Raw genomic sequence first — 20528 nt, 5'->3', positions numbered from 1 at the left:
GCCATGACCACGGCTGAGAATGTCGCATTAATTTTTCGGCAGTTTGGCAATCCCCTTGATGTTCTCGCCTGCGAAAATCATCCCCTCGCGCCACCAGCGGCCAGCACGTTACTGCGCGTTCAGATGCAGTTTGCGCCGGTTAACGCCTCCGATCTCATCCCTATTACGGGCGCCTATCGCCATCGGGTAACGCCGCCCCGGGTGGCCGGTTATGAAGGCGTCGGTACGGTGATCGCCGCCCCTGCCGCCTGGCAACATCTGCTCGCGAAACGGGTATTGCCGCTACGTGGCCCTGGCACCTGGCAACGCTTTGTTGATATCGACCCGGAGCTTGCGGTGCCGGTACCGGATGATATCGATAGCCCGCTTGCCGCCCACGCCTATATCAATCCGCTGGCCGCGTTACTGATGTTGCAGCACTGGTCCCCTGCCGGAAAAGATATTCTGCTGACTGCCGGAGGTTCGACCTGTGCACAGCTGCTGGCGCAGTGGGCGCATAAACGTGGGGCGCGTCGTGTCACCGCCATTTATCGCGCACCCCAACATGCGCACACCTTGCAACGGTTGGGTATCCACGCGGTGCAGCAGGATAGTCAGGATGAGATCCGCCAGCTGGCAGCAGGAACCGATTTGGTATTTGATGCAGTCGGTGGGACGTTGGGTCAGTTGATCTGGCAGACATTGCCTGCTGAGGCGCATTTCGTTGCCTATGGCGTGCTGACCGGCCAGCCGGTGCGCGTCAATGCTTCCCTGCCTGCTTTACATTGGTTTCATGTGCGGCATTATCTCGACGCCCTGACACCGCAGGCATGGCAGCAATTGTTTGTCGAAATCTGGTCACTGTTGCGTGTGAGTGAATGCGGGGGCGTCACAGTTTTTCCGCTGGAACAATGGCAGAATGCGATCGCCTTTTATTACCAGTCTGGTCGTGAGAGAAAACCGCTACTGCAAATGCAGCTCTGACGTCAGACACTGAGTTTGTGCTTCCTGATAAAAAGAAAGGATCTCTTTTATGGAAAACAACCGTATTGCGCTTTTACGCTCAGTCACACCAACATCCTCACCCTCATCCCCCTCGATTCAGCGACCGTTGCTCGTCACAGCCGCGAGGAGTCTGACCAATCTTCAGCTACAGCCCTCATCTTCCAGTCCGCAGTTGTCTGTCAAAATGGATAATCCCCTGATACGCCGGACCTCCACTCCGGGTTTGATCCGCGCAGTAACACGCCCTGCGACGCCTGGTTCTTTGTCACCACAAATGTCTACGAGACCTACCCCCTCCGCCCGTATCAGCCTGGCGCAGTCCTCACGGAGCAGCCCTTTTGGCACCCGGCAAATTCTACCTGCCCAATTAATGAGTCCCACCCGGAGTAAAGACTCGCATTGTCTCCGCCCTTCCGCCAGATTTACCCCACAGCCCACTCCCCGTATTCAGTCAATGGCCTCGGCCTCATCCTCCCCACCCGGATGCCAGGAATTTTGCCAGACTGATTACGAAGTACCTGAACATAACCGCGTCATTATGAATAAATTGATCCATCAATATCGCGGCCTTAGCATTGAATACCATCTTTCCAATCCCCTGGAACAAAAAGTAAGAAATGAATTCTATGTAATGAGAGATGATTTATTAAAAAATGCCACAATGCATCTCACAGACATCATCACCAGCCAAAAAAGGCCAGACACCCCCGCACTGGCAATAAATGATTCACCGTATCGCTGGATAGAAAAAATATATAAAAAATATGCTGGTATGGTCCTGGGGGAATTCCATGGTGATTCGGGAAGTAAAAGATTTTTGATAAAAAATATGTCAATTTTAAAAAAGCAAGGTGTCAGGACGTTATATCTGGAGCATTTACTTTCTGATCTACACCACAACGAGCTGGAATCGTATTTTTCCCCGAAAATGAAAAAGATGCCCTCTGGGTTAAAGAATTACCTTGAAGGTTTAAATAGAGGTTTTCATGTCAGGAGTAAATATAACTTCCTGACATTAATCGAATCAGCGAAAGATAATGGTATTAGAGTAATGGCGATAGACGCTGCGGCGAGTTACCATACCGATAAAGAAAACCCACTTAAAAACTGCCGTATTCACATGATGAATTATTATGCCCAGGGTGTGATTAATGGCCATCAAAAAATAGCACAGGGTAAATGGATCGCTTTAGTGGGAAATCAGCATGCCAACACATTTGAAAATATACCAGGCCTTGCTGAGCTGACTAACGGGATTGGTATCAGAGTAAAAGAAACACGTTGCAAAACCACCGTCATTCAGCCAGATAATGGCGAAATATTACTCTCGGCGTCCTCGAATGGTCCAGCTATGGAATATAATTTTATCAAGTCAGATTTTGTACTGACAACTCCCGATAAAAAAATCTATAACACCGTAACTAAAACAGATGAAATAGAAAAAAGACTGAAGACTGGATTCTTTACTATCGATACTGAACGATTGATGTTGAAGCATCGTTCGCGAGAGGGTTCTGTGGTAAATACCTCCCTTAACAAAGACTCAGACGGAACATGGTTTATTACCAAACCCGAATGGAAAAGAATTAATAATAAACGCTACATGTTTATTCAGGATTTGGTAAACGATCTGGAAACCACTATGGGTATGAAGCTGATATACAGCCTGTAATGAGACAGGTGCGGCGCGATATATCAGACATCGCGCCGCCAGAAATTAACCCATTGCTGCCTGCAACCACGCCACCACCAGCGGTGACAGACGGTTTTGCAGCGCTGCACGTTCTGACTGGAACAGCGTGGCAATAAAGAAAGGATGATCGTTCAGTTCAATACCGCGCACGTCGCCTGCCAGATCCCAGGAGGTAATGTGCAGATGTTGCGTTTCCAGCGCCTGGCTGAACTCCGGATTCACGCCGAAATTGCAGTGATAGCCCTCATCACTTTGCAATGCATTGTAAAACCGGGCAATACGCGAACCGGGCTTAAAGGTCACTTCACCACGTTGCTCCACCAGTGAACAACTCAGGGGAGCAATCACCCAGCGTCCTTCTTTATCCGTTTCCGCATGGGCGGCATCGTCCCAACCCAGCACATTACGGGCATACTCAATCACCGCATACTGGAAACCACCGCAGGAACCGAGGAAAGGTTTGCCGTTTTCACGCGCCCACTGAATGGTGGCGAATACACCGGCGTCGTTTTGATATGGACTGCCCGGTACGACCCAGATCGCATCGTAGTCGGCGAAGGCAGGTACATTGATCTCGGGTGTCGCGATCCAGTCGGCGGTGACGTTGAGGTTAAGGTGTTGTGCGGCAAGCTGAACAGCGGGAGGAATGGCCTGGTGCGCGACGGCACTGGCACGGTAATCGCCAACAAGGGCGACACGAACTGACTGCGTCATGGTAACGTCCTTTCTGGGAAAAAAGAAGGTTACAGCAATGCGGTTTAGATGTCATGTCGCGGCACGATTTATTGCGCGGTTTTGTCCGGCACCACGCACGTTTACATATTAATTATCATGTTCGTATTCATTCATACAACCAGCGGCCTGCTTTTGCTGATTCAATAAGCATCTGAATTGTAAGAGGTTTCTTTTCTGCACTGGCTGCTTTTCTGGATAAAAATGAATGAGTTTTCCACGGAAAGTAATTTCCAGGTGAAAAAGAGCCTCGTTCAACGTCAAACCGTATGAAATATTTTTCCAGCATTTCGTCTATATCGTCAGGTTCATAGATTTCCTGCAATGTTGAGTCGTCCCTAACTTCAATCACTTTCAAAAAAAGCGTAGTGATTAAGGGCAACTCTTTCTGCACAAACTCTCTAATTTCATCGTCTATTAGCTGGCTCACCAGATCTTATCCTCTTCCCGGACTATCGTATTGTAATGATTCAATGTTCTGAACGAGATAAGTGAAATATCTCTGGCCAGAATAGCCCACCCCAGTACCGGGACTGTCCTCCCCACAAAAGCACCAAGATTATTTACCCAGAAGATCCTGATACCCCTTAAGGAGAATGATTTTTTTGTGAGTGTGGGTAAAATCCGCTGCTTGAATGTATAGCTGAGATGTTGACGGAAAAAGAGGGAAGCTACAGATGTACCATAAGTTGCGGTGCGAAGCTTTCCCGGAACCCCAATGAAGTTGTTACCTAAAAGCACAAAAGCCACACCTACGATGTCCTGAACCCCTAACTGCTGCTCAGTTTCATCAACCATAATCCAGAAAAGTAGCTCTGTTGGCGTAAGATTGGTTAATCCCTTGTAGAAGTAAGTTCCATTTAGCTGTTCAGTCGTATCCATATCTGAAGCTCCATTTCGTTAAGGATTCCTTATGCTATCGAGCATTTTAAACACAGTCCAGCATCAAAAAATGGTTGTGTGATGCGCAAGGGATTTGACGTTTTGATGGGACAGAAAGGCTCTGCAGCAAAGTAGCTTCTGCTGCAAACTATTTTTAGCCAACCTGACGGGTTTAGCCGGATTGAACTGTTGTGAATAAGTCGTAATCTGTTTTTCTTTGGTGTCATGCTGGGGTGCGATTAATCGCCCCCAGATGTTTTATGACTGCACGTAATAATCCGCAGCCGAACGCGCCAGCGGCGTGCGGCCGCGGATCGCATCAGCGATTTTTTCCGCCATCATCACCGTCGGGGCATTCAGGTTGCCGGTGGTGATTTGCGGCATAATCGAAGCATCAACCACGCGCAACTGCTGCACCCCATGCACGCGGCCCACATTATCCACCACATCCATTTCGCCATAGCCCATGGCACAGCTGCCGCATGGATGGTAGGCGGTTTCGGCATGTGAACGGATAAAGGCATCAATCTGCTCATCACTTTGTACTGCCAGACCGGGCTGAATTTCAGCACCGCAATACTCTGCCAGCGCGGGCTGGCGCATGATTTCGCGCGTTAGCCGTACCGCCGCGCGGAATTCCTGCCAGTCGCGCTCCTCTGACATGTAGTTAAAGAAGATCGACGGCGCAGCATAAGGGTGTTTCGAGGTCAGTTTCACCCGGCCGCGACTCATGGAACGCATCGGTCCGACGTGCGCCTGGAAGCCGTGCTCCTTCACCGGGCTGCTGCCGTTGTAGTTAATCGCCACCGGCAGGAAGTGGTATTGCAGATTCGGCCAGTCAGGCTGATCGTCGCTGCGAATAAAACCACCTGCTTCAAACTGATTGCTGGCTCCTACCCCGGTGCCTTTCAACAGCCATTCGGCGCCGATCGCTGGCTGGTTCCACCATTGCAATGCCGGGTAAAGGCTGATGGGCTGCTTGCAGCGAAATTGCATGTAAATTTCAAGGTGATCCTGCAAATTACGCCCAACACCCGGCAGCGCGTGTACCACATCAATATCCAGCTCATTCAACCACTCTGCCGGACCCACGCCGGAACGCTGCAGGATCTGCGGTGAAGCGATAGCACCAGCACATAACAACACTTCGCGCTGCACCTGGGCTTCGTGCAGCTGGCCTTTCACCAGCCAGCGCACCCCGGTCGCGGTTTTGCCATCGAACACAATATGATCGGTTTGTGCATGGGTGATGATGGTTAAATTCGGGCGCTGTTTCGCCACATCGAGATAACCACGCGCGGTGCTGGAACGGCGGCCTTGCGGCGTGACGGTGCGATCCATCGGGCCGAAACCATCCTGACGATAGCCGTTAAGATCGTCAGTTTCATGGTGTCCGGCCTGTTTTGCCGCATCGATAAAGGCACGGTACAGGCGATTGTTATCCGCTTTGGCGGTGGTGACGCTGAGATAACCCTCGCCCCCATGATAATCATTCGCCCCGATGTCACGCTTTTCCGCCTTGCGGAAGTAAGGCAGGCAATCGGCATAGGACCAGTTCTCCAGCCCTGATTTTTTCGCCCAGTTGTCGTAATCAAGCGCGTTGCCACGGATATAACACATGCCGTTAATCAGCGACGATCCCCCCAATCCCTTACCGCGTCCACACTCCATGCGGCGGTGGTTCATATGGGGTTCCGGATCGGTTTCAAAAGCCCAGTTATAACGCTTACCCTGTAACGGATAGGCCAAAGCGGCTGGCATTTGGGTACGAAAGTCCCAGCGGTGATCGCGTCCGCCTGCTTCCAGTAACAGTACCGATACGTCAGCATCCTCAGTCAAACGGGTTGCCAGTACGTTGCCAGCGGAACCTGCGCCAATGATGATGTAATCAAATTTCTGCATTCAACCTCCAGATAACACCGGCGGCGCACCGCCGGTCACAACTCAAAATGCGCTTGGGTAATCACCCAGTTCAATCAACACCGATTTGGTGCGTGTATAGTGTTGTAGCGTGGTAATGCCGTTTTCACGGCCGAGTCCCGATTGCTTATACCCGCCAACCGGCATCGGAGCAGGGGATTCACCCCAGCTGTTAATCCAGCAAATACCCGCTTCCAGCTGATGGATCACGCGATGGGCGCGGTTCAGGTCGCGGGTAAAAATCCCGGCGGCCAGCCCCAGCTCGGTATGGTTGGCGCGGGCAATCACTTCATCTTCGTCGTCAAAAGTAAGAATGCTCATTACCGGGCCGAAGATTTCTTCACGCACGATGCGCATATCATCACGGCAATCACTGAACACCGTTGGTTCGATGTAACAGCCGCGCGCCAGCGGGCCGTCAACCACGCGATGGCCGCCGGTCAGCAAACGAGCGCCCTGCTCTTTACCTAAGCGCAAATAGCTTTCCACCTTGCGACAGTGCTGCTCGCTCACCAACGGACCAAAATTCACTGTGGCGTCCGTGGGATCGCCCATGCGGATGCCCTGCATTTTCTCCAGCAGACGCTGCTCAAACGCGGCCTGCAAACTGCGCTGCACAAACACGCGGGTGCCGTTGGTGCATACCTGGCCGCTGCTGTAGAAATTCGCCATCAGCGCGCCGTCCACCGCACGATCAAGATCGGCATCGTTAAACACAATTAACGGTGATTTGCCACCCAGTTCCATGGTGACTTCCTTCAGATTCGCCAGTGCCGCATCCGCCATCACACGCTTCCCGGTATTCACTTCCCCGGTGAAGGAAACTTTGTCGATACGCGTATGTTGACTCAGCGCCTGGCCCACTTCGCCCGCGCCCTGCACCACGTTAAACACCCCATCCGGCAGCCCGGCTTCGCTGTAGATTTTCGCCAGTTCCAGCGCGCTGAGCGGCGTGACTTCGCTCGGTTTAAATACCATCGCGTTACCCGCCGCCAGCGCCGGGGCGCTTTTCCACAGCGCGATCTGAATCGGGTAATTCCATGCGCCAATGCCCGCACACACGCCGAGCGGTTCACGTCGGGTATAGACCAGCGCGGTTTCGCGCAGGGGGATCTGCTCGCCCTGTAACGCCGGGGCGAGGCCCGCATAATATTCGAGCACGTCGGCACCGGTGACGATGTCCACCGCCGCTGTCTCGCTGATCGGTTTACCGGTATCTGCGGTTTCCAGCTCGGCCAGCACCTGATTGCGCTCACGCAGTAACGCCACCGCTTTCAGCAGTACCCGGCTGCGCTCCACCGGGGTGTAACCGCGCCAGATACGCTGCCCTTCGCGCGCAGTGGCGACGGCACGATCCACATCCTCGCCACTTGCCGCAGTGATTTCCGCCAGCACCCGGCCGTTCGCCGGGTTGATGCTGGTAAACAGCGGCCCGTTACCCGGGCACTCCTGACCATTGATATATAAGCCACGGCGCGGGATATCAGCCATGCATCCTCCTCAGGATAAGGTTGGCCCTGCGGCGGCCAGCCACAGGGCGAGATTTTGATAGCAGAGCTGGCGCGCATGCGTCAGCCCCTGTTCCATCGGCTGCGGTGCCAGCGTCATGCGTAGCCACAGTCCATCAATTAATGCCGCCAGGCTGCTTCCTGCGGCCCTCGCCTGCTCGCGCGGCATCACCCGAGCAAACTGCGCGGTAATATTCGACCACAGTCGTTTGTCGTTAATACGCTGCAAACGTTGCAAATTGTCGTGATGCAGGCTGTTGGTCCAGAACACCAGCCAGGTGGTGAGCACCGGTCCTTCCACCTGCGACAAATCGAAGTTGCCATCGATGATGGCGCGGATCTGCGCTTCTGGCGTGTCTGCCGCCAGCCGTCGCTGCCGTTCTACCGCCAGATAAAGATCGGCAAGGATTTGGCGCATACAGGCGTCAAGCAGACCGTTTTTGTCGCCAAAGTAATGGCTGACGATGCCGGTCGATACCCCGGCTTCTTTGGCAATCACCGCGATGCTGGCATCTGCCAGCCCCACCCGGTCAATTACCGTTAAGGTCGCCTGAATCAGTTGCGCCTGGCGAATGGCTTTCATTCCCACTTTTGGCATGGTGTTCATCGGTTTTGTATATGGAATGTGAAGAAGTGTAGTCTTTTTATATTGAACGTTCAATCAATAAAAACTACACTTTCTAACAACCGGGTAACAAACCCGCGTCACTGACAGGGATTTTTTGCATGGAAGCTTCATCGCAATTTTGAGGAAGAGACATGCTGGGGATGCAGGACCGGCTCGACAATCAGCCGGTCAGACTCAATAACGCGGTATTCTGGGGTGCCGCACTGATTATCGTGCTGTTTTCATCGGTGGTGCTGCTGTTTCCAGAGCAGGCCAGCGCCACGCTGGGACGGGCGCAGAGCTGGGCCTCTGCCACCTTTGGCTGGTATTACATGCTGGTCGTGGCGTTTTATCTTGGCTTTGTGCTGTTTATTGCCCTGTCGCGTTATGGCGACATCAAGCTGGGGCCGGACCACGCACGACCGGACTTCAGTTACGGCACCTGGGCAGCGATGCTATTTTCCGCCGGCATCGGTTCCGAGTTGCTCTTTTTCGGCGCATCTGAGCCGCTTGACCACCTGCTGCAACCACCACAGGGCGTCGCCGGTTCAGCCGATGCCGCGCGTGATGGCATGGTGCTGACCATGATGCACTGGGGTCTGCATGGATGGGGGATTTATACCCTGGTGGCGATGGCGCTGGCTTATTTCGCCTATCGTCACAATCTGCCGCTGGCATTGCGCTCGGCGTTTTATCCACTGATCGGCGACCGCATCAATGGCCCGATTGGTCACGCGGTGGATATCTTCGGCATCGTCGGTACCCTGTTTGGTCTCGCCACCAGCCTTGGGATTGGTGTGATGCAGATTAACTCCGGCATCAGCTGGCTGACCGGTATCGCCCAGTCACACACTATGCAGGTGGTGTTGATCATCATCGTGATGGGTGCGGCGACACTTTCCGCCGTGAGCGGGGTGGATAGAGGTATTCGTCGTCTGTCGGAAGCCAATATGTTGCTGGCACTGCTGATGTTTGGCTTTGTGCTGTTTGCCGGACCGACCGGGCATCTGCTGAATACGCTGGTGCAAAACTTTGGTGACTACTTCACCAGCCTGCCGCGTAAAACCTTTGATCTTTATGCCTACAGTGGCAGCAGCAAAGATGACTGGCTCGGCAGCTGGACAGTGTTTTACTGGGCGTGGTGGATTGCCTGGTCACCGTTCGTCGGCATGTTTATCGCCCGTATTTCGCGTGGGCGCACCCTGCGTGAGTTTGTGATTGGTGTATTGCTGATCCCGATGGGGTTTACCCTCGCCTGGCTCTCCGTCTTCGGTAACACCGCGCTGTTGCTATTCCAGCAGGGGATGAAAACTCTCGGTAATGTGGCGCTCAGCGATCCCGCTCAGGCGGTGTACCACATGCTGGCGACCTACCCGCTGGCGACACCGGTGATTGTGCTGGCGGTGGCCATCTGTTTCATCTTCTTTGTTACCTCAGCCGATTCCGGCGCACTGGTGGTGGCTAACCTCTCCTGCATGGGCGACAACAGCGGGGAAGATGCCCCCAACTGGTTGCGTATTTTCTGGGCCGCTGCGGTTTGCATCTTAACCCTGTCACTGCTGTTCGCCGGTGATTACACCGCGCTGCAAACCGCCGTAGTGCTAAGCGCCCTGCCATTTTCGCTGGTGCTGGTGTTGTATGTGGTGGCAATGTATCGCGCGCTGCATCATGAAAAACAGCGTGACCGCAGCCGCTCCGTCGCCATTGCCGCGCCGATGATTAACGATCGTTATCGCCCCGGCCACACTAGCAGCTGGCGTCGCCGTCTCAACCGTGCCATCAGCTACCCCTCACGCGACACCGTGTATCGCTTTATGGATGATACCGTCCGTCCGGCACTGGGTAAGGTCTCGGCGGTTTTGCAGGAAAAAGGGCTGGAAGTGGAAAGCGACCTGTCACCGCAGGATTTCACGCTGGGCATACGCGTGGCGCATGGTGATGAAGCGCCATTCCACTATGGCGTGCAAATGATTGGCTATACCACCCCCACATTTATGCGTGCAGGCAAGCATGTCAATAACGCCGCCAGCCGCTATTACCGTGCTGAGGTGCATCTGTGGGAAGGCAGCCAGGAGTATGACCTGGTAGGTTACAGCGAAGACCAGATTATCAATGACATCCTCGATCACTACGAACGTCATTTGCAGTATCTGCATTTAGTCCGCTGATCCTGTCGTTCTGTATGCAAGTCGCCGTCATGGCGACTTTTTATGCGCTTTAATTCACCACCGCAAACGTTTTCTTTTTTTTCATATTTAATTAATTGGTATTTTTGTGCGCAGGATCAACAAATTAGCGTTCTGGCACCTTTAGGTGGCTTTTTGCGCTCAATAATCAATCTATTGTGCTCAATAATCAGACATAAGCAGACTAATTTTTTGCTTATGTTTTATGCAACAGTGATATGTGCTAAAAATAGGAATAATCGCAGTTTATATCAGGAAAATGATCTCCAGGATCTGCAAACCAACCGATTATCCTGATATAATGATTTTGTTCGGGATTTAACACTAATTAACAACTTTTTATTATTGCTTTAACCCTACCCTTAGCAGGTATTTCAGCGTGTAAAAAGTACTTGCCCTGCTGGCCTGATTCAGCCAAATTAGGCGCCGTTTTTCCTTTCTAATAACAATGTTGCGCAGGATTTACCCAGCCTGACGCAGACTTAATTCCTGTCAAAAAACAGGCTATGTATAAACTGAGGTACTCGTGTCAACTGCAAACAAACACACTGATGAGGCAGTCAGCCTCAACGCGTTCAAGCAACCGAAAGCGTTCTATCTGATCTTCTCGATCGAACTGTGGGAACGTTTTGGTTACTACGGCCTGCAGGCCATTATGGCGGTTTACCTGGTGAAACAGCTGGGGATGTCTGAAGCAGACTCTATCACCCTGTTCACCTCGTTCAGCGCCCTGGTTTACGGCCTGGTCGCGATTGGCGGCTGGCTGGGCGATAAAGTACTGGGTACCAAACGCGTTATCGTATTGGGCGTGATGGTACTGGCGCTGGGTTACGCGTTTGTCGCGTTTTCTGGACATGACACCACCATGGTGTACGTCGGTATGGCGACCATTGCGGTAGGTAGCGGCCTGTTTAAAGCCAACCCGTCTTCGCTGCTGTCAACCTGCTACGAGAAAGACGATCCGCGCATCGATGGCGCATTCACCATGTTTTACATGTCGATCAACATCGGTTCGCTGTTCTCGATGATGCTGACGCCATGGCTGGCAGCGAAATACGGCTGGGGTGCGGCTTTCTCCCTGTCTGTGGTGGGTCTGGTGATCACCCTGCTTAACTTCCTGTTCTGTCAGCGTCTGGTCAAAAGCTACGGCTCAAAACCGGACTTCGCGCCGCTGCAAATCAACAAACTGCTGATGACGCTGGTTGGCGTCGTGGCACTGGTAGCACTGGCAACCTGGCTGCTGCATCATCAGAGCATTGCGCGTATGGCGCTGGGCGCGATCGCCATTGGTATCGTGCTGGTGTTTGCCAAAGAAGCCTTTGCCTTGCAGGGTGCGGCACGCCGCAAAATGATCGTCGCCTTCCTGCTGATGGTTGAAGCCATCGTGTTCTTCGTGCTGTATATGCAGATGCCGACCTCGCTGAACTTCTTCGCGATTCGTAACGTTGAGCATGCCATTCTCGGCATTACCTTCGAACCGGAACAGTTCCAGGCACTGAATCCATTCTGGATCATGCTTGCCAGCCCGATTCTGGCTGCGGTGTACAACAAGATGGGCGATAAACTGCCAATGCCGCACAAGTTTGCCATTGGTATGGTGCTGTGTTCAGCCGCCTTCCTGGTGCTGCCGTTTGGTGCCAAATTCGCTAGCGATGCCGGTATCGTGTCAGTGAACTGGCTGATCATCAGCTATGCGCTGCAGAGTGTCGGTGAGCTGATGATTTCTGGCCTGGGTCTGGCGATGGTGGCACAGCTGGTGCCACAGCGTCTGATGGGCTTCATTATGGGTTCCTGGTTCCTGACCACCGCAGGCGCAGCGATGATCGCCGGTAAAGTGGCTAACCTGATGGCCGTGCCGAATGACGTCACCGATCCGCACACGTCACTGGCGGTGTACAGCCATGTGTTCCAGCAGATCGGCATCGCGACCGGTGTGATTGCTATCCTGATGCTGATCACGGCCCCGCTGCTGAATCGCATGACTCAGGATGATGCCCAGACGGAATTGCAGCGCGCTAACGCCAATTCATAATCCGTCGGTCAACTCCGGAAAAACGATTAAGCCGTCATCCCTCGGGTGACGGCTTTTTTATGGCCTGATCCAGCAGGCACCGGCTCCGAGTCGCATCATATGATGTGGGGTAAACCATAAACGACGGAAGACTTTACCCTCCCCATCTTCTGCTTCCCAGTCGATGGTCATTTCACCCTGTAAATGCAGCGCGGTGCCTTGCTGCCAGTCGGGGATCAGCAGCGCACAGCGCGCATCCAGCAACAGATTACCCAACGTGTTCATATAACGGTTGCCGGGAAAATCATCAAATGATAACTGCCCGCTCGCGTGCCAGCGCAAAAAGCCTGCCGGACCACCACGATGGGAAATGTCCATACTGCCACCCGGTTCGCCGCTGGCGATAAAAAAGGTCTGGCTGCGTGCCAGCACACGCTGATCTTCCCCACTCAATTGGGTTATCGGCGTCACCGTAATGTTCCCCGCCGCAGGCACTTGCCAGGGATACTGATGGATATATTGCGGGCAGTTACCAAAACTCTCGAGCACCCGCATCACCAGATGATCCGGACCCAGTGCCGCCACCTCGCCATTCGCGCGATTACGACGACGGGTGGCAAAATCGATGCCAAGGATCGCCAGCGACTCGCCCTCCTCCGGTAATGACAGCAGCGGCGCACGTTGCAGTGCACTGCGCTGGATTGCCAGGTGATTTTCATCCAGCGGCTGGACAAAACCCGGTGCCGCCATCAGCAAATGGGCCAGCGGCCAGCCGTGCTGGTCACGCTGCGCCAGCAACAGATAAGGCAACTGAGCATAAAACAGCTGATGCTGCTGCGGCATCTGATCATAGATGGCGGCACGCACCTGGCGAAAACCCGCCAGCTGCTGTGCCTGTTGTTCACCGGGATGAAACATGATCATCGTCCTCAGGGAGTGGCAGTGGCGGCAACGCCTCAAAGCCGGGTAAAGCTTCGACCTGAGCCAGCCACTGGCGAATCGCGGGCCAGGGTTGCAGGGAGATGCCCCCCTCAGGCGCACAGGCGACGTAAGCGTAGCAGGAAAGATCGGCAATCGTCGGCTGCTCACCCACCAGCCAGCGTCTGCTGCTGAGATGCTGTTCCATTTGCGGCAGAAAACGGGCGGCGACACTGCCGGCCGAGGCGTAATCTTCCGGGGTCTGAAATTGTTTAATCAGTCGCGCCGAACCCACACCGTAACGAATTTCCCCTGCGGCTTTACCTAACCACAACTGCACCTGTGCAGCCGCCAACGGCTCCTCCGGCAACCAATGGCTGCCCGGGGCATAACGTCGCACCAGGTACACCAGAATGGCGTTGCTGTCATAGACAACCGCGTCACCATCGACCAGAACCGGGATTTGCTGCCACGGATTGAGCAGGCGAAATTCCTCGAGCTGGCGCTGCGCGGCAGCGGCTTCGATGCATTGATAGTCCAGTTGTAACATGTTGAGCAACAGACGGACGCGATGGGCATGGCCGGATAACGGGGTGCTGTAAAGTTTCATGGTGGTCTCCTGTTTTGCTTAGCTTACTCTTGTGATTTAAGTAAGGAAGATCGTGTTATAACAAGAGACTATTACCGAAACAGGAAGAATGATGGACAGATTTGACGAGCTTGACGTGTTCGTAACCGTCATCCAGCAAGGCAGCCTGGCCGCCGCCGCACGGCGTTTGCAGCGTTCCCCGCCGGTGATTACCCGCACGCTGGCGGCGCTGGAGCAACGCTTTGGCACCACGCTGATTGAGCGCACCACGCGCCAGCTGGCCCCTACTGAAGCGGGCTGGCAGTTGTTTGAGCAGGCACGCCAGCTGCTGGGTAACTATCAGGCAGCGATGGACAGTGCGCACCACAGTGGCTTGCAGGGATTGCTGCGCGTCACCGCGCCGGTTCAATTTGGCCGCCGTCATGTCATGCCGCTGGTGAACGCTTTTCTCGATCAGCATCCGGAAATTCAGCTGGAGCTGGTGTTAAGCGACAGCTATCAGGATTTGATTGATAACTCGCTGGATATCGCCCTGCGTATCGGTGAGTTGCAGGATTCCTCGATGGTGGCGCGCCGTGTCGGTGAGGTGCAGAGTATGCTGATTGCCAGCCCGGAATACCTGCAACGCGCTGGCACGCCGCTGCACCCTTCTGCATTGAACGAACATACCCTGGTCGCCGGGATACGGCAGACGAAGGAATGGCGCTTTGCCCGCGATGTGCGCGTGCGCATTACACCGCGTCTGCGGGTGAATGAAGTCGAAAGCCAGCTGCTGGCGTTGCGTAACGGCCAGGGCATTGGTCGTTTGCTCTCCTACCAGGTGCTGGATGATTTGCGCCATGGCACACTGGTCCGTTTATTACCCGAGTGGGAACCCGCTGCCTTGCCAGTGCAACTGGTGACGCAACGGGTGAAAAACATGACACCTAAAGTGCGCCAGTTCTGGGATTTCGCGCTGGCGCAACTGCCGACACTCGCCTGTTTCAATGCAGATAATTATCGCCGCAGCGATGAATCCTGATCGGTATCACTGGCAAAACTTTTATGCCGATTTATGCTGTTACGATCACAACAAAACCTGGAGAAGCCATGATGAAACTCTATTGTAAGCCCGGTGCCTGTTCGCTTTCGCCACACATTGTGATGCGCGAATGCGGGCTGGACTTCACGCAGGTCAATGTCGACCTGCAACAGAAACGTACCGAGCGAGGAGAAGATTACTGGCAGATAAACCCGAAAGGACAAGTTCCCGCCTTGCTGTTTGATGATGGCACGCTGCTGACTGAGGGCACGGCGATTGTGCAATACCTGGCCGATCAAAAACCCGATCGCCATCTGCTGGCCCCGACGGGCAGCCTGACGCGTTATCACACGCTGGAGTGGTTAAGTTTTATCGGCACCGAACTGCATAAAGGCTTCAGCCCGCTGTTCAGAAAAGATACCCCTGCCGAATACAAAACGCTGGTGCGTGAGCAACTGAAGAAAAAATTCGAAATCGTTGATCACGCCTTGCAGGATAAACAATGGCTGATGGGACTGCGTTTTACCGTCGCCGATGCCTATCTGTTCGTGGTGACGCGTTGGGCGCAGGCGGTGCAACTGGATTTGAGCGATCTGCCCGCGCTGAACAGCTGGTTTGCGCGCGTCGCAGAGCGTCCGGCAGTGCAGGCCGCATTGAAAGCGGAAGGTCTGGTGTGATGATGACAGGCCGGTGACTCCGGCCTGTGGCACTGATTCGTAGCGGCGCGATTCATCGCGCATTGAGATATGCTGCGCCGGGGTAAAACCCGCGCGATAAATCGCGCCGCTACAAAGGGACAACCTGTTTTAAATTTTAACGGCGTCAAAGTGCTGCGTCGGTTGCGCAATCGCATCCTGCGCGGCAACCAGTTGTAACTCGTACTCGCCCATTTCATGGGTTTTCAGCATCACTTCATACACCGCTGCGGTAACATGTTCCAGCGCATCACGCAGTGACTTGCCATGCAGCAGATCCACCAGCAGCAGGCCGCTGGTCAAATCGCCGACGCCGACCGGCTGACGCACACCAAAATCCACCAGCGGACGGTCGATATGCCAGCACTCATCGGCGGTCACCAGCAGCATCTCGAAACGATCGCTGCGGCGTCCGGCGCGTGCCAGATGCTTAACCAGCACCACTCTCGGCCCCTGGGCAATCAAGGCACGGGCAGCTACCACCGCCTGCTCGACATTGGCAATGCTCTGACCACTGAGCATTTCCAGCTCCAGCAGATTGGGCGCGACAATATCACTGGCCGGCAGCGCCATTTTGCAATGAAACTCCGCCACACCGGGCGCAACAATACAGCCTTTCTCCGGATGACCCATCACCGGATCGCAAAAATACCAGGCGTTCGGGTTAGCCGCTTTCACCTGGCGCACAATCTCCAGGATCTGCTCGCCCTGTTCGGCGGAACCCAGATAACCACTCAGCACCGCATCACAGGTCTTCAAACGGTCGATCGCCGCAATACCCTGCACAATATCGGTCAGATGGGTGGCGGGCATCACGGTACCGGTCCAGTGCCCATACTGGGTGTGGTTGGAGAATTGCACGGTATTCAGCGGCCAGACATTGGCCCCCATCCGACGCATGGGAAACTCGGCCGCACTGTTTCCGGCGTGGCCATAAACAACATGTGACTGGATTGCGAGAATATTTTTCATTGTTGACCTGTACTGCCTTGCCATAAAAAAGGGCCGGAGACCGGCCCTGAAGTGCTTACTGCCAGTTAATCAGGCAGTAGTGTTTTTTGCCGCGACGCAACAGCGTGAAGCGCCCGAACAGTTTGTCACTGTCGCTGAAACGATACTCAGCGTCTGATTGTTTTTCACCGTTCAGTGATACCGCGTTCGAACCGATCATGGTGCGTGCCTGGCCGCGTGACGGTACCAGCTCGGCTTTCACCAACGCCTGTTGCAGATCGTCTTCCGCGTTCAGGCTGATGGTCGGCATACCATCCTGCGCCAGCTGTTCGAAATCGGCCTCAGTCATCTCGCTCAGGCTGCCAGAAAACAGGCTTTCGGTGATACGTTTTGCCGCCGCCAGACCGGTTTCACCGTGCACCAGACGGGTCACCTGCTCGGCCAGCACATATTGTGCGCGTGGCGCGGTGCCGCTGTTTTTATCTTCTTCTTCCAGTGCATTGATCTCTTCAATGCTCATAAAGGTGAAGAATTTCAGGAAGCGATAGACATCCGCATCGGCGGTGTTGATCCAGAACTGGTAGAACTTATACGGGCTGGTTTTTTTCTCGTCGAGCCATACCGCGCCACCTTCAGTTTTACCGAATTTGGTGCCGTCAGATTTGGTGATCAACGGCACGGTCAGACCCCAGGTCTGCTGCTGATGCAGGCGACGGGTCAGGTCGATACCGGAGGTGATGTTGCCCCACTGATCGGAACCGCCAATTTGCAACACCACGCCGTAGCGTTTGTTCAGCTCGGCAAAGTCATAACCCTGCAACAGGTTGTAAGAGAACTCGGTGTAGGAGATGCCCTGATCTTCACGGTTCAGACGCTGTTTGACCGCTTCTTTGTTGATCATCTGGTTAACGGAGAAATGTTTACCAATATCACGCAGGAAGGTCAGCACGTTCATGCCACCAAACCAGTCATAGTTGTTGGCGGCGATGGCACTGTTATCACCACAATCGAAACTCAGGAAAGGCGCAACCTGTTTGCGGATTTTCTCCACCCACTCGCCCACGGTTTCGCTGGTGTTCAGTTTACGTTCTGCTGCTTTAAAGCTGGGATCGCCAATCAGACCGGTGGCACCACCCACCAGCGCGACCGGCTTGTGTCCGGCGTCCTGAAAACGTTTCAGGCAGAGCAGCGGCACCAGATGGCCCAAGTGCAAGCTATCAGCGGTGGGATCAAAGCCGCAATAGAGTGCAATTGGCCCCTGCGCCAGTCGCTCTGCTAACGCTTCCTCGTCCGTTACCTGGGCAATCAAGCCCCTCTCTTGCAATTGTTGTATCAGGTTACTGCTGGTCATCACTGACTCCAAATTGATCAGACTGCACCCAGGCTGGTACATAGCTTTCCGCTGATTTGCGGAAGTGAAAAAAATGAGGGCTATAGCATAAAGCGCTGACGCCAAGTGCGCCAGCGTTGAAAGGGGCTAAAACGCAGTTTTACGGGGCAAGACGGTCGATTGACCAGCCATTGTCCTGACGCTGATACAGGAAGCGATCGTGCAGACGATGTTCGCCCCCCTGCCAGAACTCCATGGTGTGAAATTTCACCCGGAATCCGCCCCAGAAACTCGGCAACGGCACCTCGCCCTGCTGGAATTTCTGCTTCAGTTCAAGGAATTTGCCTTCCAGCACACCACGCGCCGAAATCCGGCTCGACTGCTTCGATACCCAGGCACCAATCTGACTGTCACGCGGGCGGCTATGGAAATATTTCAGCACTTCCAGCGCCGAGAGTTTTTCCACTTCCCCCAGCACCATCACCTGACGTTCCAGGTAATGCCACGGGAAATGCAACGAGATACGCGGATTCTCCGCCAGCTGTAACGCTTTGCGGCTGCCGAGGTTGGTGTAAAACACCATCCCTTTCTCATCGTAGTGCTTGAGCAGCACGATACGCTGGTAAGGCTGACCGCTGCTGTCCACCGTCGCCACCGTCATGGCCGTCGGGTCGGGCAACTGCGCGGTGCAGGCCTGTTGCAGCCACTGTTCAAACAGCGCCAGAGGGTTATCTGGCAAATCTTTACGTCGTAAGCCACCGCGAGTGTATTCACGACGCAGGTGGGCAATAGTTTGCAAACTGTCACTGTCGCTCATGCTTTATACTCTTTCTCAACCGTTCACTGGGCGGAACTGCTCGCATTCTGCAATTCGCAGTCATTAATCACAATCTTATCGTTACGCTCGACAAAAGCACCATTACCTTTCGACCAGAAGACATAAGTCCCATCACTGTAACGCGTGCCGGAGGCAGAAACTGTTTGTGTCAGCGTCAGGGGTTTGCCATCCAGAATAAAGCTGACCTGCTGCCGCGGGTTATCCAGCGTGACGGTCAATGGCAAGGTTCCGCACTGGTAATGCAGGGTTTGCGGTTGCTCGGCGTGTTTGGGTATTAAACCACAACCACTCAGCAGCAGGACGCCACCGATGATAATCGCTTTTTTCATCCTCACTCCTTAACGTGTCTGCCGGGGATTGGCCGGATAGATGGCACCCAGCACGCTCATCGCGCGCGCGCCAGTCACGGCCGGTAAATTGCCCGGTAATCCCGACAAGGTGCGGAAGGCCAGCCAGGCAAAGGCCAGCGCTTCCATATCATCGCCGCTGATACCGGCCTGATCGGTGGTGTTCACTTCCGTACCCGGCAACAGTGCGGCCAGGCGGGCCATCAGCAGCGGATTGCGACTGCCGCCACCGCATACCAGCAGGCGATCACAGCCATCATTCAGTTGAACCTGTTGCGCAATGGTCTGTGCCGTCAGCTCCGTCAGGGTGGCCTGCACATCCTGCGCTGCCAGCGCCGGGAAACGCTGCAATTGTTGTTCAATCCAGCTCAGGTTGAAATATTCACGCCCGGTGCTTTTCGGTGGCGGTAAGGCAAACCAGGGATCGGCCAGCATTTGATCCAGCAACGCAGGCACGACTTGCCCGCTGCGCGCCCAGGCGGCATCTTTGTCGTAACCCTGACCTTTGTTACGCCAGATCCACGCATCAATCAGCATATTGCCTGGTCCGGTGTCAAAACCGCGCACCGGCTGGCCAGGGAGCAGCAGCGAGAGGTTGGCGATGCCACCAATATTCAGCACCATGCGCCGTTCTACGCTGTCCATCAATAATGCCTGATGGAAGGCGGGCACCAGCGGCGCGCCCTGCCCCCCGAGTGCCATATCACGGCGGCGAAAATCGCCCACCACCGTGACACCGGTCGTCGCGACAATCTGGTTATTATCACCAATCTGTAAGGTGTTAGGCGCATCGCTTAAGGGTTCATGCCACACTGTTTGCCCATGACAGCCAATCGCCATGATATCGCTGGCCTCCAGCGACTGCTGGCGCATCAGCGTTAATACCGCCTCGGCAAACAACTTGCCAAGACGAGTATCCAGCTGCCCCAGTTGCGAGAACGTCAGTGATTGCCCCTGACAAATTGCCAGCACCTGCTGTCGCAAATCCTGGGGGATCGGATGGCAGTAGCTCGCCTGCTGCGCCACCATATGTTCATCAATCGCCGCCAGTACCACATCGACACCGTCAAGACTGGTACCGGACATCACACCAATATAGCGCCCTGATTTCATATACTTTCCTTACTCGCACGCGGGCAAATGATTCATCTCAGAGTAGCCTGGCAAATTACGGTGGCTAATTCTATGATTAAATTCCGCTTTTTAAGCACAAAGCGATATGTAATCCAGGGTAAAATATTTTCGTTATCCAATTGAATTTTTGTTGAGATGCAATGGTCTATGCTTCGCCTCCAACCGCGTATAATTCGGACTAA

At 54.2% G+C, this 20528-nt stretch carries 19 protein-coding genes; 6 read left to right on the top strand and 13 right to left on the bottom strand.

Annotated elements, in window-relative coordinates:
- Window positions 1-3: 3 nt before the first annotated feature.
- A complete protein-coding gene (locus tag AC6I8X_RS09010; protein WP_313684903.1) occupies window positions 4-963 on the top strand; it encodes a zinc-dependent alcohol dehydrogenase family protein in 960 nt (319 codons plus the stop codon).
- Between the two features lie 49 nt (window positions 964-1012).
- Window positions 1013-2656 carry a membrane-targeted effector domain-containing toxin gene (locus AC6I8X_RS09005; RefSeq protein WP_497840928.1) on the top strand — a complete coding sequence of 548 codons (1644 nt, stop codon included), beginning with the start codon at window positions 1013-1015 and terminating at the stop codon, window positions 2654-2656.
- A 45-nt stretch (window positions 2657-2701) separates the two neighbouring features.
- Here the strand turns inward: AC6I8X_RS09005 and AC6I8X_RS09000 are convergent, their stop codons facing one another.
- The 6 genes from AC6I8X_RS09000 to betI form a co-directional block, all read right to left on the bottom strand.
- Window positions 2702-3391 carry a CTP synthase C-terminal region-related (seleno)protein gene (locus AC6I8X_RS09000; protein WP_497840927.1) on the bottom strand — a complete coding sequence of 230 codons (690 nt, stop codon included), beginning with the start codon at window positions 3389-3391 and terminating at the stop codon, window positions 2702-2704.
- Between the two features lie 127 nt (window positions 3392-3518).
- On the bottom strand, window positions 3519-3839 hold the full coding sequence (locus tag AC6I8X_RS08995; RefSeq protein ID WP_313684898.1) for a DUF1493 family protein: 321 nt from the start codon (window positions 3837-3839) through the stop codon (window positions 3519-3521).
- Window positions 3836-4291, bottom strand: a complete 456-nt coding sequence (locus tag AC6I8X_RS08990; RefSeq protein ID WP_497840926.1) for an STM2901 family protein — start codon at window positions 4289-4291, stop codon at window positions 3836-3838. The genes AC6I8X_RS08995 and AC6I8X_RS08990 overlap by 4 nt, the downstream gene beginning before the upstream one ends.
- 258 nt (window positions 4292-4549) lie before the next feature.
- Window positions 4550-6193, bottom strand: a complete 1644-nt coding sequence (gene betA, locus AC6I8X_RS08985; RefSeq protein ID WP_497840925.1) for a choline dehydrogenase — start codon at window positions 6191-6193, stop codon at window positions 4550-4552.
- A gap of 42 nt (window positions 6194-6235) precedes the next feature.
- Window positions 6236-7702 carry a betaine-aldehyde dehydrogenase gene (gene betB, locus AC6I8X_RS08980; RefSeq protein ID WP_497840924.1) on the bottom strand — a complete coding sequence of 489 codons (1467 nt, stop codon included), beginning with the start codon at window positions 7700-7702 and terminating at the stop codon, window positions 6236-6238.
- A 9-nt stretch (window positions 7703-7711) separates the two neighbouring features.
- The gene (gene betI, locus AC6I8X_RS08975) at window positions 7712-8317 is read right to left on the bottom strand and encodes a transcriptional regulator BetI (protein WP_313684916.1); all 606 of its coding nucleotides are present in this window, start codon (window positions 8315-8317) and stop codon (window positions 7712-7714) included.
- A gap of 161 nt (window positions 8318-8478) precedes the next feature.
- On the opposite strand from betI, the gene betT reads away from it, so the two are divergent.
- Both betT and dtpA read left to right on the top strand, forming a co-directional pair.
- On the top strand, window positions 8479-10494 hold the full coding sequence (gene betT / locus AC6I8X_RS08970) for a choline BCCT transporter BetT (RefSeq protein ID WP_497840923.1): 2016 nt from the start codon (window positions 8479-8481) through the stop codon (window positions 10492-10494).
- A gap of 544 nt (window positions 10495-11038) precedes the next feature.
- On the top strand, window positions 11039-12544 hold the full coding sequence (dtpA, locus tag AC6I8X_RS08965) for a dipeptide/tripeptide permease DtpA (protein WP_313684891.1): 1506 nt from the start codon (window positions 11039-11041) through the stop codon (window positions 12542-12544).
- 57 nt (window positions 12545-12601) lie between these two features.
- Here the strand turns inward: dtpA and AC6I8X_RS08960 are convergent, their stop codons facing one another.
- Window positions 12602-13441 (bottom strand): pyridoxamine 5'-phosphate oxidase family protein, encoded by an 840-nt coding sequence (locus AC6I8X_RS08960; protein ID WP_497840922.1) that lies wholly within the window; start codon window positions 13439-13441, stop codon window positions 12602-12604.
- Window positions 13425-14051, bottom strand: a complete 627-nt coding sequence (locus AC6I8X_RS08955) for a glutathione S-transferase family protein (protein WP_497840921.1) — start codon at window positions 14049-14051, stop codon at window positions 13425-13427. Before AC6I8X_RS08955 ends, AC6I8X_RS08960 begins: the two co-directional genes overlap by 17 nt.
- Before the next feature lie 91 nt (window positions 14052-14142).
- Between AC6I8X_RS08955 and AC6I8X_RS08950 the strand changes: the two genes are divergently transcribed.
- Together AC6I8X_RS08950 and gstA are read left to right on the top strand one after the other, a co-directional pair.
- Window positions 14143-15051, top strand: a complete 909-nt coding sequence (locus AC6I8X_RS08950; protein WP_497841025.1) for a LysR family transcriptional regulator — start codon at window positions 14143-14145, stop codon at window positions 15049-15051.
- Window positions 15052-15122: 71 nt separating this feature from the next.
- Window positions 15123-15728, top strand: coding sequence for a glutathione transferase GstA (gene gstA / locus AC6I8X_RS08945; protein ID WP_313684914.1), 606 nt, complete (start codon window positions 15123-15125; stop codon window positions 15726-15728).
- Between the two features lie 129 nt (window positions 15729-15857).
- Here the strand turns inward: gstA and pdxY are convergent, their stop codons facing one another.
- The 5 genes from pdxY to anmK all read right to left on the bottom strand — a co-directional run bounded on the left by pdxY (window position 15858) and on the right by anmK (window position 20325).
- Entirely contained in the window at window positions 15858-16718 is an 861-nt protein-coding gene (pdxY, locus tag AC6I8X_RS08940) for a pyridoxal kinase PdxY (protein ID WP_299452583.1), read from the bottom strand.
- A gap of 55 nt (window positions 16719-16773) precedes the next feature.
- On the bottom strand, window positions 16774-18048 hold the full coding sequence (gene tyrS / locus AC6I8X_RS08935; RefSeq protein ID WP_310617249.1) for a tyrosine--tRNA ligase: 1275 nt from the start codon (window positions 18046-18048) through the stop codon (window positions 16774-16776).
- Between the two features lie 139 nt (window positions 18049-18187).
- On the bottom strand, window positions 18188-18844 hold the full coding sequence (gene pdxH / locus AC6I8X_RS08930; RefSeq protein ID WP_084874349.1) for a pyridoxamine 5'-phosphate oxidase: 657 nt from the start codon (window positions 18842-18844) through the stop codon (window positions 18188-18190).
- Window positions 18845-18867: 23 nt separating this feature from the next.
- On the bottom strand, window positions 18868-19194 hold the full coding sequence (locus AC6I8X_RS08925; protein ID WP_497840920.1) for an MliC family protein: 327 nt from the start codon (window positions 19192-19194) through the stop codon (window positions 18868-18870).
- A 9-nt stretch (window positions 19195-19203) separates the two neighbouring features.
- Complete coding sequence (gene anmK / locus AC6I8X_RS08920; RefSeq protein WP_497840919.1) at window positions 19204-20325, bottom strand: anhydro-N-acetylmuramic acid kinase; 1122 nt, start codon at window positions 20323-20325, stop codon at window positions 19204-19206.
- Window positions 20326-20528 lie beyond the last annotated feature (203 nt).

The organism is Pantoea sp. X-Soil-TKNS-1280 (assembly GCF_059730475.1).
This window is presented reverse-complemented; position numbering and strand designations above follow the sequence as displayed.